Origin of the sequence: Viridibacillus arenosi (genome assembly GCF_001955655.1) — a bacterium.
Lineage (GTDB): Bacteria > Bacillota > Bacilli > Bacillales_A > Planococcaceae > Viridibacillus > Viridibacillus arenosi.
Map to the genome: position 1 here is coordinate 1 of NZ_MSPW01000018.1, position 12803 is coordinate 12803.

Consider the following 12803-nt stretch of genomic DNA (forward strand, 5'->3'; position numbering starts at 1 on the left):
TTTATTGGAATGTTTAAATAATTTGAATATTCAGTTTTATTAGACTTTAATTATTACCTTTATTTGTATTTTTAGGTTATTTTTTATAACATTTTTGCGTATTATGTTAATAAAAAGGATTAGATATAAATATTTCCTTACGTTTATTTTTATCATAATTATTCCAAATAAAACTTTAATTGGTTTTTTTAGCATACTAACATATAGATTGATATTATATTATTTCAATATATTTACCCATAAAAAAGTAAAAACGCAGCCAGCAGTTTACTGACTACGTTTCATATACTTTAATCTTCTACCATTTCATAACCATAATTGGCATCTGCAATATGGAGAGCTGATTCACCCTCTACTCCAATTGAACCGAACAGTTTAATATTATCAATGCCTAAAATAGTAATGTTATATTTTCCTGCAGTGATGGGTCCTGAGAGATCAAAGGTTGATACCGTTTTGGCTTTGTTCCATTTAAATGCAGAGATAGTATATAGAACACCATTTTTTTCTACGTTAATTAAAGGCTTCTTATTATTAACTGCTTGGCTATATGTTACTTCTAGCGTTTTAGTATCAACAATACGAATAGATTTAATAGTTGTCGCGTTTCTAACTAATTCTCCATCTTCGTATAGATTTCCACCATATTTGCCATTTGCGATATCTGTATGATAATAATATTGACCATCAAATTTTGCAATTCCATAGTTTTCTTCTTTTCCATTGTAAAGTCGATCTTCAAATAATGTATATCCCATATTATATTCTGCATCGTTATATAAGATATCGTTATATAGGAAGTATCCTTCGTTTAAATACGATCCATCGTACAGTTTTTTATTATAGGTTGCATAACCGACATTCGGCTTTGCGTTCGTATATAATCTATCTTTATATACCGTTTTACTTTTTCTTAAATACGCTCCGTAGTAAAGTTCGCCATCAAAGATTCTATAGCCACTATTTATTTTTGCACCATAATATAATTTACTTTGATAAATAAGCGCACCTGTATTTAAATCTTCCCCATCGTAAAGTAAGCCATTATAAATTCTAAAACCTTCATTCGGCCAGCCATCTGGGGTATAAAGTTTGTTTTTATATACAACATATCTTCCAGGCTCTTTACCAGATTCGTAATAATAACCTTCTAAAAGACCCGTAAAAAGTTTACCGGATTTATAATATCGTTCATTGCCATCAACCGTGTATTGACCAGTTGCTTTTTTTGCATCTACATAGAGGACTCCCTGATAAAGCTTTTGCTTTTTATAGAGCTTGCTTCCTTTATACAGCTTGCCGTTTTTCACCTTATAGCTTTGAGAAACCTTTTTCTTAGTTTTTGTCGGCTTTTTTGTTGTTGTTTGAAAACCGACCTTTGCTTTTTGTAATTTAGTAGAATTAGCAGCTTGTGCGATGTCTGTTTTCGTTAATGTTATTATCGAAGGGATTAATAGTACGGAACAAAGTATAAGCCGTCTGAGAAGTTTGGTACGGGTTTTGTTAGTCTTCTGCATCGATTTTAAAGCTCCTTCACTTATATGTATTTAGTGTATTTAGTTCTTACACTCCATGTAACATACTTATTTTACCACATTTAAACCTATTTTTTTGTGAAATGCTGGTATTTATGTTTTATTATTAAAATAACACAAAAAAGCATCACTGATTTAATAGATCAGTGATGCTTTGTTTTATGTTTTATTAGTTTACTACCGCAATAATGCCTTCTTCATCATCTAGTACAAGTTCAATTCCTGAAGCGAATGGATCGCGGTTTAGGAATTCGGAAATCCATAGACGAACTGCCGCTATTAGACCTGCTTCGCTAATTGCTTCAACTTGACCTCTAATGAATGATTCTGCTGAAAAGCCTTCATCATCATCGTAAGCCAATTCAACTTCAACATCTTCTGGCATAACGTTTTTGTTGCGAGCTTGGAAAAGACATATTGCATTGATAATATCTTGTTCTGGAATAATTATCTGTTCCATGGGTTTGCTTCCTCTTTACGTTTCTTTGCTTTTAGCATTGTAAATACTTTACGAACTAATGCAATTAACACGATAATTGCAAGGATATTTACTGCGAATCCTAAAATAGAACCAAGTGCTCCCATGTTAGCAAATAGACCGCCGAATAATAGTCCTGCTAGTCCACCAAGCATAAGACCTTTCATAAGGCCGCCCTTCATGAAGCCCCCGCCAGATTTTGTAGCCGATGTTCCGTTAGTTGTTTTTGTATCTTGTTTATCTTTTTGAATATTTGAGTTAGTCGGTTGGTTGTTGTTATTTGTGTTGTAATTCTTGTTCGTATTGAAGCCTTTTTTACCTGATTTATACCCTTTTGCTTCAACTGTTGTTGCTTGGTCGTTGAACACAAAGCTTCCGACACTTGAGAATACAAGAGTGGCTGCAAATAAAGCTGCTACTAATTTTTTCAATGTATGACCCTCCGTCAATTTTGGTAGTTTTCTTTGGTGCTAACCCCACTGAACAGTGTATCACTCACTACTGAATATTTACACTGATATACGAGCGTTAGCCTATCTCATCACGGATAATTATCATGATTTACTTTATATACGTTCATAAGGGCAAAAAGTTTCAATAAAAATAAAGTAATTAATTTCTTTCTCACAAAGTACGTTACTTCCTATATATAGGAAGTCATTTAAAGTATAAGATTTTACTAATTGTATTATTTGAACGCTTGGTCTTTTTTAACTTATTGTTTAGATACTAATCCTACAGGGTAAAGATTATATGTAAAACAAAATCGGAGGGATTTAAATGACATTAAAATTAACAGTAGAAAACGCCGTACAAGCATTGGAAGAAATCAAAAAGTTAGAACTGCAAGGTCACTCACGAGATGATATCTATGTATTCGCACACTTTAAAGAAAGATCTGATGATATCAATAAGGCTCTAGATACTGCTGAAGTTGGAATCAAAGAACAAGGTATCTTAAATAGTATGAAGAATATGTTCACTTCACGTGGTGATGAACTACGCAATAAGATGGAAGCTGCTGGCTTAACAAAAGAAGAAGCTGCTAACGCGGAAGAGGAACTAGATCAAGGTAAATTGATTATTATAGCTAACTAATGAATATGTACTGAACCCCCAATCACGCTAGTAGTGATTGGGGGTTTTTTGAATTTATATTAGTTATATTAAAGTTGGTCGTTTTTCAGTGCTTCAACTAAGTATTTTACTTGAGAAATATAGGATGTCATATCTGTTGAAATGAAAAATTTATCTTGTGAGAATATGTACAGTTCATCTATTCTTTTAGTTGATTGTTCGGATAAATGGACAATCGCTTCAAGTTCTTGACGGAATGTGATTATTTCAGCCATTGTTTGATCTGTTGCGAGCTTAATACCTGACATACTTGTAAATAGCTTTTTTTCTGAAATTGCTATTTTCCCGAAGAATTCACTTGTCAAACGAGTCATTTCTTGCGTATGATCGAATTCTTTTGATTTTTCAACGATATCTGCTGATAGTACCGAGACTTGTCTGACAATTTCATTCACTTTTTTATTCACATTCACTAATGCATTTTTACTTTGTTCTGCTAATTTACGCACTTCTGCAGCTACCACTGCAAAACCTTTCCCATGTTCCCCTGCTCTTGCCGCTTCAATTGAGGCGTTTAATGCCAGTAAATTCGTTTGATCTGCTATCCCCGCTATTATATTGGTAATAGCTATAATGTCATTTGTTTCTTGCTGTACTTCCGCGATTGATTTTTCGAAATTAGTAAATACGTTTTTGACATAATCCATTTGAGAGTCGAGCTTGTCCATATTTTCATTGCCTTCATTTACTAATCCAATATTTTGCTCACCTTGTGCTTCCACTGCAGCTGTAATACTATGTATGTTTTGCGCTTCATCAAGGATTCTTTGGATATTATCACTCGAGGTGATTAAAGATGTTCTGCCCTCTTCCACAGTATTTTTCACCTCTGTAATACGCTCTATAAATACGCTGTCGCCTTTTGCGTTTTTTTCATTGGATGATTTTAATAGTGCGACTAAATCAAGTAAACCATCAATCATTGATTCTTTTTCATCGGGAGTTAATAAGTTGATTTCTTCTATTAAACTGTCAGAATGATTTTCTTTTTGTTTGAAAAAGGTTTTAAGCATGCTCAACGCTCCTATCTTTTCTTCCCTAAACCTAAAAGTACTAGTGTTTGATTAACAAGCGATTTGTTAAATTGTTCTCCATAACTGCAGAATCCACCTAAGTTTGGCAATTTCTCAAGTTCTCGATTTAATTCTTGGAATAGACCATGACTTTGAAATTGTAGTTTTCTTAGAATGCAGTTAAAGGCTAATACGCCCTCTAATTCAGTAAACTCGGACTTGAAAGTATGTAATGTTTGTTGTAAAGTTTCAACTGGGTTTTTTGGTTCTAAAATCTCAACAATCGAATCTTGGAAAACTTGGCAATAAAATTGGATTGCTCCATTCGGTAGTATTTGGAATGGTGATGCGATGAAAATTTCATTGTTAAATCTTCTGCCGAGTGGGTTTGTCATAAAATATTGATCTAGTTCATTTTCTTTTACGCCTAATCGATTTGCATAGATTGTTGTTGCCTTTTTTCCATCGAATTCATAGACAATGCGTTGCTCAGTATCAGCTTTAGTAATTTTCATCGATTTTCCTGTACTAGTGAAAATATTCTCCTTTAGCATGACAAAATCTACAGTCGGTTTCATAAAGATGACTACGCCACCTTTACTTGATACCTCTCCGTTTAAACTAATGAAGGTTTCAATGAATTTTGCATCATCTCCAGCAGTTGCGCCAAATACAGGGAACCCCTCATGTGGGAAGATTGAATTGACGATTGATAGCATCTTTTCTTCTGCAGCAATTAATCCATTCGGAAATACTAATGCTACCCCTTCTTTTTCAAGTGTTTGGCTGTTAAGATTAATACCTATATGTTTTGCTGAGGAAATTAGATCATTACGAGAAAATATAGGGTATTTCGAAATATCGTTCATCAAAACCGTACTTATTTGTCCAATACTTTTTGCAAAGCTCATTGCTACGAGGCCATTTTCTAAGAAGCCAGATGGCCCAATTTCACCTGTCGTCGTTAAGCCGACGACTTCACAATTTGGATATTGTGCATTAAATAGTGCTGTTACTTCTTGAAATGAATGTGTAGTACTTGTGAAAAATAATAGTAATGAAGGTTCGGTATGTAGTTTACTTGTAACTTCTTTAACTGCCTCTACGGTATTTTTTTGCTTCGTAGAATTGGAGCGTATTAATTCCATAGTAACACCTCTAGTTTATCTTGATAGTTAGTTTGAATTACTTTCAATTATTTAAAAAATGGTTCTTTTTTACAATCTATTATAGCATGTACAAGGATAATTTAATTACTTATTTTCCCTTTTATTTTTTCTCTAAATTCAAGAAAATTTGGGTGATTAGCTTTGATAGGCTATAATATATAAATAATTTAATTGTTGGAGAGGTTTTACATGAAAAAATTTATATATGTCATTGTGTTCTTTTCGTTCTTCGATTTGTTTACACAACTACCTGTCATGAGTACATTTGCTGAATCGCTTGGAGCATCGGCCTTTATAACAGGTTTGGCGGTTGGTATGTATTCATTGTCTAATACATTTGGTAACATCATTTCAGGGTTTTTAACGGATCGCAGAGGTCCATATAAAATCTTGATAGCGGGATTATTCACTACTGGTCTAGCTTTGTTGCTTTATACGTTCGCTGATGCACCGATCATGCTCTTAGTTGTTCGCTTTATCCACGGCTTAGTTGCGGGTTTAATCGTCCCAGCAGCATTTACTTTTTTAGCAAATGAAACTGAACAAGAAAAACGTGGTAAGAGTAGTGCTATATCAGGAGCATTTGTAGGTATTGCTGCCATTACTGGCCCTGCATTTAGTGGTATTTTAGCTAGTCGGACAAGCGTGCCATTTGTTTTTAACATTACTGCTGCATGCATGCTAGTGCTCGCTTTTCTATCCATCTTTATCTTAAAATCAACTCAAGTAAAAAAAGATTCATCGACTAGTACCCACGTTCCTATTCGGGCGTTCTTCAAAAATGCAGGCACACTTAAAGCCTTTATAGGCGCATTTTTCCTTATGTTTTCTCAAGGAGCTATCGCTTATTTATTACCTTTAAAGGTACAAGAATTAGGTTTTGATTCACGTTTGAGCGGAACTTTAATGAGTACATTTGGCATTGTTGCTGTTCTTGTATTCTTACTACCGACTAATAGAATTTTCGATAGAGTCAAGCCGATCAAAACATTAGCACTTGGTATTAGCTTGATGGGATTAAGCCAACTATTAATTAGCCAGGCAGATTCAAATACATTACTTTATATTGCAATGGCTTGTTATGGCTTTGGGTTTGCCTTCTTATTCCCTTCATTAAATTCGTTACTGATTGATTCGACAACAGTTGAAGTTCGAGGCAAGGCTTATGGTTACTTCTATGCGTTCTTCTCATTAGGAGTAGTTGCGGGATCTTCCCTTTTAGGTTGGTTGTCACTTGGAATCACAGGCGGCTTTATTTTTACAGGAATCCTATTACTGTGCTTTGCTGGTGTTACATTATTAGATCGGAAAACTGCTTTAGCTTGAGATTCAGCCAGAGATTTAAATATCTCTGGCTTTTTTTGTGGAAATTATTGCTGAATTTCTTATTAATCTCAATATCAAAAAACTCCCCTTTGCCCAAAGACAAAGAGGAGTTTATTTTGATTAAGTCAAACTTTTAGAAATGGACTTGAATACTTCAACCGGTAAAATTTCTGTGTATTTTCATATAGCTTAGTAGAAACTTCTTCAAATGGCAGCTGTTTAATCGAAGCAAGCTTCTCAATAGATGCTCTTATCATGATTGGGTGTGTCATCTTACCAGAGAAAGTCCCTTCAAACGGCCAGGGTCCATCTGTTTCTACCATCATTTGCTCTAATGGATAATGCTTTACGAGCTGCTGAATTTCCTTTTCATACAATACATCAGGTGTTATGGAGATAAAATATCCATTTTTAATCATCCGTTTGACTACTTGTGTATCCCCTTTAAACCAATGAAAATGTGCAGCAGTTACATTATATTTTTCTAATAAACCATAAACTATGTGCGCATCTTCATATACAGCATGCAAAATAATCGGCTTATCCATTTCTGCTGCAAGTGCTATGAACTTTTCTAGTAAGTCGATATATGGTTGATATAGGAGTTCTTTTTCTTGCTTTAAATAATAAGGAAGCCCTACTTCACCAATTGCAACCATTTCATCGTGATGCGCTCTTATCCATTCAAATAATTGAGCTTGCTCACTTTCTCCCAACATTACTTGTTCAGGGTGAAAGCCAAATGCAGGTAGAATGCGCTTATCATTTTGAGCTAATTTTAAATTGACCTTACTTGATGATAAGTCAGTAGATACTGCTATTAGGTGTGTCACATTAAATTGAGCCATTTCTTTTAAAATTATCTTTCGTTGTTCTTCATTGTATTGATCAAAATGGATATGAGCATCGATTATCAGCTTCACTCACCTACCTCAATTTCATCCTTCAACATATTAAAAAGTTTCTGTTTGAGTTGGAAGAATTCATTTGTATTTAAGAGACTTTCCTCTCTCGGTCTTGCAAAGGGAACTTTTATCTCTTCTTTTATAGTGGCTGGGCGCTTCGTTAGTATATAAATTCTATCTGCTAAAAAGATTGCCTCTTCAATGCTATGCGTGACGAATAGCACTGACTTTCGATTTTCTTCCCATACTGATAGAAGCCATTTTTGCATTTCAATTCTAGTAAATTCATCTAACGCTGAAAATGGCTCATCTAGGCATAATAAATTTTGTTTACTGAGTAACGCTCTTATAAAAGCTACGCGTTGCTTCATACCACCTGATAATTCAATTGGGAAGGATTTCTTAAATTCTCGTAACCCTACTTTTTCTAGCCATTCACTAGCTTCTTCATAATTTGGTTTACCTGATAATTCTTGCATCAGTACGACATTTTCAATGACGGTTCTCCATGGGAAAAGAGATGGTTGCTGAGGCATATAGCCGATTAAGCCTTTTTGTCCATGAATGATTTTGTCATTCAAAGAAATAGTTCCTTCATCTGGCGTAGCCATTCCACCTATTAAATTGAAAATGGTGCTCTTCCCACTCCCTGAAGGCCCCAGTAATGCAACAAATTCTCCTTCTTCTACATGTATAGAAATATCATGCAAAACCTGTGTTGTACCAAAAGACTTTTCGATATGATCCATTTTAAGTAACATTGTATTCACCTCTCCAGTTTGCCTTTAATTACTAATCTTTCAACCACACGTAGCAAACCAAATACGATGACACTTAATAGCATGATGGTGAAAATAGCTACAAACACACGATCTGTACGGAACGAGGATTGAGATAATGTCATGTATACGCCAATCCCTTTTTTTGCACCTAGCCATTCCGAAATGACTGCCCCCATGACACTATAAGTCGCAGAGATTTTCAATCCCGAAAATAAGGATGGAAGTGAATGTGGCAATTCTAGTTTCCAAAATAATTGGCTTTTCGATGCTCCCGCCATTTCCATATAGTACTTGAGCTCAGGAGCGGTATTTTTAAAGCCATCTAATGCAGCTACAACGATTGGGAAAAAGCAGACTAAACCTATAATGATTAGTTTTGGTAATAATCCAAAGCCAAACCAAATAATTAACAGCGGTGCTAAAACAATGATTGGAATATTTTGAGATAGAATTAGTAACGGATAAACAAGTTTCTGAACTTTCGGCATCATATGTAGGGAGACCGCTATGATAAACCCAACTAAGCTTCCAATTGTAAGTCCTAATATTGCTAACTGAGTTGTTGATAAAATATCGGTTGAAAAAGTAGGAATTGCTTTAATCGCTTCTGAAAAAATAGCTGTAGGTGCAGGTAATAACCAACCCGGTACTTCTTTTAATTGAACAATCAATTCCCAACTACATAAAATGAAAAGGAGCAAAAAAATCGCTCCTCCTTTTTCACGTATCCATTTCATTATCTGTATTTCTCCGTTAATGTACCTAGTTCGATACCAGATGGTTGGTAAAGCATTTTCACTTGAGTGATGACGTTAACGCTACCTAGTTCAATCATCTTTTCATTCATCACACGAATGATGTCTAGCAGTTCAGAAAGTTCACCTTCCATTGTTGTTTCAAGCGGATGCACTTCATAGTTCACACCAGCATCGTCGATAATTTTGATAGCTGCATCTACAAAAGGAATAACATCCTCGTATGTTTTTGTTTTTGGAATGATTTGTACACTGATTAATGAGTTAGCCATTTATTTCTCCTCCTTATTGTGGTAAAAATTCGTTTGTGAACGCATTTTCAGGTTCGAATTTACCTTCTAATACGTTATTTTCACTCATCCAATTTGCATAGTTTTCCCAAACTTCAAGTTTCTGCTCTCCCCATTGTTTTGCATCATCTTGATATTTGTCAGCTAGCCATTGTTGGCTTTTCTTAACTAACTCTGCATCTAATTCTGGGGCAGCTTTTAGTAAAATATCTGCAGCAGTTTCTGGATCTTTTATAGCGAATTCATATCCTTGTGAAGTTGCTTTAGTAAATGCCTTCACTGTATCTGGATTACTTTGGATCATTTTTTCGTTAGTTGTAAGAACTGGAGTATAGTAATCTAGTTTGTCACTATAGTCTGTTAAATAGAGCATATTTATTTTTTCTCCACGCAGTTCCGCTTCGACACCTGTCCATGCATAGTAAATCCATGCAAAATCTACATCTTTTTTGACCATTGTAAAGAAGTCTGCATCTCCAGCGTTGATAATGTCTAGCTTCTTACTATCTGCATTCTCGATTTTCATAAGAGAATCAAGTACAGCTTTTTCGATTGGAGAACCCCAACCACCATAAGTCTTACCTTCGAAATCTTTTGGTGATCTAATATTTTTATCTATTGGGGAAGCAAAGCCCGATGTATTGTGTTGAATAATAGCTGCAATTGAGACTAGTGGAACTCCTTGGACTCTTGCTTGCGTAATCGATTCTTGCGCTGTAATACCGAATTCGGCTTTTCCTGAAGCGACTAGTTGATCTGCTCCTGTTTCACCTGGTTGAATGATTTCTACATCCAAGCCTTGATCTTTAAAAAAACCTTTTTCTTTTGCTACATACAAACCAGAATGATTTGTATTTGGTGTCCAATCTAAAACGACAGTTACTTTTGTTAATTCGTTTTTTGAGTCGTTGTCACTTCCTTTTGACTCATTTGATTGGCAACCTACTAAAGCGAATAATGCTACAAGGAGCAGCATACATTTTTTCATTTCCCTTGCCTCCATCTATATTATTTTGACAAGTTCCATGCAAAAAGAAAAACGCCCGGAACTATTCCGGACGTTAACATACACTCTAAAATTCAATGATACTCGAGATTTTAGCTGATGTTCCCTCCGCTGGTGTTAACCAGATCAGGTTCTAAGGGTCAGCATCTATCGGATACATTCTCAGCTGGCAACACCAGCCCCCCCACATTCTTGCACATATGAACTTTTCTCATCTATTATATCAAAAAAACAAAAGATTCCAATATTTATTTGGAAACGATTGTTTTTGGGTTTTGGAATTTGGTGGTTTCTCTTGGGATTGTTGTGTGTAGTTGGTGGTTTGTTGCTCTGTCTTGGGCGTTTATTGCGCTAACTCTGATGTTTGTTGCACTAACTCTGGTGTTTGTTGCGCTAACTCCAGTGTTTGTTATTTAGCAGAATATTCACGTCCTAAGTACTCTCTAATTGCTAACTACAATTTTATTAATAGATTATTTCGTTGGCAAATCTGCACCGAAAATCGAAACAGTTTGGCGATCTGGAACGAATCCATGTCCATTCCATTTTAATATTGTTTCTACATAACCCAAACCATCTGCATGGTATCTACCTGCGATTTTTTGGTACGCCAAAAATTCATAGTTGCCGTCCCTTGCGTAATCTATAGGATAGAATCCGCTAATTGGATCGACCCACCCTTGTATCGGTTCTTTAAGTGTACCGTCTGTATTATAAATTTCAGATAAGTATACTTTTCCTTTATATGTTAGATCTAAGATATATTTTTTCGCTGGATAGGAGCTAGTTACACTTGCTTTGTAATTATCGAGATAATTAACTTCATATTTTGAAAGTTCATTGTATGCTTCTGAGTCAAATACTTGGCGCATTTCCCCATTCACATATGTAAATATATATGCGAATATAATGCCGCCACTACCCCCTGAATCAATGACAACTAAAATGTCATCTACATGATTTCCTGTGTAATCCCCAAGCGATATAGTGGGGTTATAACCTGCATTTTCTTTTAACGGGATTTGTTCATAAAAATTCGTTCTTTCATTAAAAACAACTAAAGTAATGTTCTTTAAATACGGACTTCCTTCGGTTTTCTCACCAGTTAGAAGAATTGTATCAATTAAGCCATCTCCTGTGACATCACCTCTTTTTTTAACGATGACGGTTTGAGCGACCACTTGATGTTGCTTCAACTGATTTAAAATTTGTCTTCTTTTTTCTAGTAGGGTTTCTTTAGATGGATATGGTGAATTAAATGACAACGTTTTATCAATTGATGTAAGTGCCTGATCTAAATCTCCCGACTTCATCTGAGCATCTGATAAATAGTACCAATAAAAGGGATAATCATTATTCTTTAATAGATTCTTATAGTATGCTTCTACTTTTTTGAAATAATATGGGTAAACATCTTTTGCCTTTACAAATCCCTTACCATTAAAACGATAGACAGCTATTTTATAGGCCTCACCCGTATCATGAACCCAGAGAGCTAGCTCATATTTACCATCCGAACCTTCCGTACTTGGCATATCCTCTACTTGCAATTTACTATAGACCATATTATTAGTTGGTATATGGACAATACCTTTATTTGTCCATTGCAGTAGGTCTAACTTCGACCAAATACTACCTATTTGCCAACCCACAATTAAAGTATTAATACTATTATTTACTAATGGCACTGCTATTAAATTCGTTATTCCATATCCGCTTCCTTTAATGTCTGCTATCGGAACCCATTCATTATGTTGTTTCTTTAATATCTTAATATAATTTCGACCTTGATAATTGTAGGCTCCGATTAATTCTTCAATATGATCTCCATCTATATCTGCTAGCAGTATCGCCGGCTTTTTTTCAGGTTGATGCAATTCTAAAATGGTTGCCGTTGAAGGTAAAAACCTCATCAGTATATCTGCATATTCTTTCAATATCTCCCCACCTTTCAATCAATTATATGCATGCTTCTTTTAGATAATTTGCATCTTTATTGCACTTCTAAAGCGTTTTCACCTCTGAGGCATAATAATATCCCCTGACTCAATTGAATCAGGGGATGCTTTATAGTCGTATTAATATATGTGAAATCTATGTGTGCATGACTATCCTCGTTCTATTTTTATTACCAGCGGTTTCCGCGTTGAATTGGATGCCATGGATGCCACGGGTTCCATGGATTCCATTGTTGCCACGGAAACCAAGGTTGCCATGGATTCCATTGTTGCCAATGATGTCCCGGATGCCAGTTTTGACCGTGGTGCCAGTCGTTTCCTTGGTGCCACATGTTACCTTGGTTCCATTGCTGCCCACGCCAAAAATTTGAACTTTCGTTTTGCCACTGTCCTCCTTGAAAAGGTTGAACCATTCAATTTCACTCCTTTTTCTTTTCATTCTTTGTAAG

14 protein-coding genes and 1 riboswitch are annotated in these 12803 nt (G+C 35.2%); of the genes, 3 read left to right on the forward strand and 11 right to left on the reverse strand.

Annotated elements, in window-relative coordinates:
* Nucleotides 1–290: 290 nt before the first annotated feature.
* The 3 genes from BK137_RS20490 to BK137_RS20500 all read right to left on the reverse strand — a co-directional run bounded on the left by BK137_RS20490 (nt 291) and on the right by BK137_RS20500 (nt 2444).
* Complete coding sequence (locus tag BK137_RS20490) at nt 291–1517, reverse strand: hypothetical protein (protein WP_038179779.1); 1227 nt, start codon at nt 1515–1517, stop codon at nt 291–293.
* Nucleotides 1518–1704: 187 nt separating this feature from the next.
* Nucleotides 1705–1995, reverse strand: a complete 291-nt coding sequence (locus BK137_RS20495) for a DUF2653 family protein (RefSeq protein ID WP_038179781.1) — start codon at nt 1993–1995, stop codon at nt 1705–1707.
* The gene (locus tag BK137_RS20500) at nt 1983–2444 is read right to left on the reverse strand and encodes a hypothetical protein (RefSeq protein ID WP_038179783.1); all 462 of its coding nucleotides are present in this window, start codon (nt 2442–2444) and stop codon (nt 1983–1985) included. The genes BK137_RS20495 and BK137_RS20500 overlap by 13 nt, the downstream gene beginning before the upstream one ends.
* 349 nt (nt 2445–2793) lie before the next feature.
* Between BK137_RS20500 and BK137_RS20505 the strand changes: the two genes are divergently transcribed.
* The gene (locus BK137_RS20505) at nt 2794–3111 is read left to right on the forward strand and encodes a YflT domain-containing protein (protein ID WP_038179785.1); all 318 of its coding nucleotides are present in this window, start codon (nt 2794–2796) and stop codon (nt 3109–3111) included.
* Between the two features lie 68 nt (nt 3112–3179).
* Here the strand turns inward: BK137_RS20505 and BK137_RS22860 are convergent, their stop codons facing one another.
* Nucleotides 3180–4163, reverse strand: a complete 984-nt coding sequence (locus BK137_RS22860; protein WP_038179787.1) for a methyl-accepting chemotaxis protein — start codon at nt 4161–4163, stop codon at nt 3180–3182.
* A gap of 11 nt (nt 4164–4174) precedes the next feature.
* Nucleotides 4175–5311 (reverse strand): FIST signal transduction protein, encoded by a 1137-nt coding sequence (locus BK137_RS20515; protein WP_038179789.1) that lies wholly within the window; start codon nt 5309–5311, stop codon nt 4175–4177.
* Between the two features lie 210 nt (nt 5312–5521).
* Between BK137_RS20515 and BK137_RS20520 the strand changes: the two genes are divergently transcribed.
* On the forward strand, nt 5522–6658 hold the full coding sequence (locus BK137_RS20520) for an MFS transporter (RefSeq protein WP_038179797.1): 1137 nt from the start codon (nt 5522–5524) through the stop codon (nt 6656–6658).
* Between the two features lie 125 nt (nt 6659–6783).
* Here BK137_RS20520 and BK137_RS20525 read toward each other — a convergent pair whose 3' ends face one another.
* From BK137_RS20525 to BK137_RS22750, 6 genes are all read right to left on the reverse strand, one after another.
* Nucleotides 6784–7581, reverse strand: coding sequence for a TatD family hydrolase (locus tag BK137_RS20525; protein ID WP_327192107.1), 798 nt, complete (start codon nt 7579–7581; stop codon nt 6784–6786).
* On the reverse strand, nt 7578–8324 hold the full coding sequence (locus BK137_RS20530) for an ABC transporter ATP-binding protein (RefSeq protein WP_038179799.1): 747 nt from the start codon (nt 8322–8324) through the stop codon (nt 7578–7580). Before BK137_RS20530 ends, BK137_RS20525 begins: the two co-directional genes overlap by 4 nt.
* A 5-nt stretch (nt 8325–8329) precedes the next feature.
* Nucleotides 8330–9082, reverse strand: a complete 753-nt coding sequence (locus BK137_RS20535) for an ABC transporter permease (RefSeq protein ID WP_038179801.1) — start codon at nt 9080–9082, stop codon at nt 8330–8332.
* The gene (locus BK137_RS20540; RefSeq protein ID WP_038179803.1) at nt 9082–9372 is read right to left on the reverse strand and encodes a thiamine-binding protein; all 291 of its coding nucleotides are present in this window, start codon (nt 9370–9372) and stop codon (nt 9082–9084) included. Before BK137_RS20540 ends, BK137_RS20535 begins: the two co-directional genes overlap by 1 nt.
* 13 nt (nt 9373–9385) lie before the next feature.
* Nucleotides 9386–10378 (reverse strand): ABC transporter substrate-binding protein, encoded by a 993-nt coding sequence (locus tag BK137_RS20545; RefSeq protein WP_038179805.1) that lies wholly within the window; start codon nt 10376–10378, stop codon nt 9386–9388.
* Nucleotides 10379–10482: 104 nt separating this feature from the next.
* Nucleotides 10483–10592, reverse strand: a riboswitch (TPP riboswitch).
* Between the two features lie 277 nt (nt 10593–10869).
* On the reverse strand, nt 10870–12333 hold the full coding sequence (locus BK137_RS22750) for a hypothetical protein (protein ID WP_235175675.1): 1464 nt from the start codon (nt 12331–12333) through the stop codon (nt 10870–10872).
* A gap of 163 nt (nt 12334–12496) precedes the next feature.
* On the opposite strand from BK137_RS22750, the gene BK137_RS22020 reads away from it, so the two are divergent.
* Complete coding sequence (locus BK137_RS22020) at nt 12497–12802, forward strand: hypothetical protein (protein WP_143691099.1); 306 nt, start codon at nt 12497–12499, stop codon at nt 12800–12802.
* Nucleotide 12803: the final 1 nt, after the last annotated feature.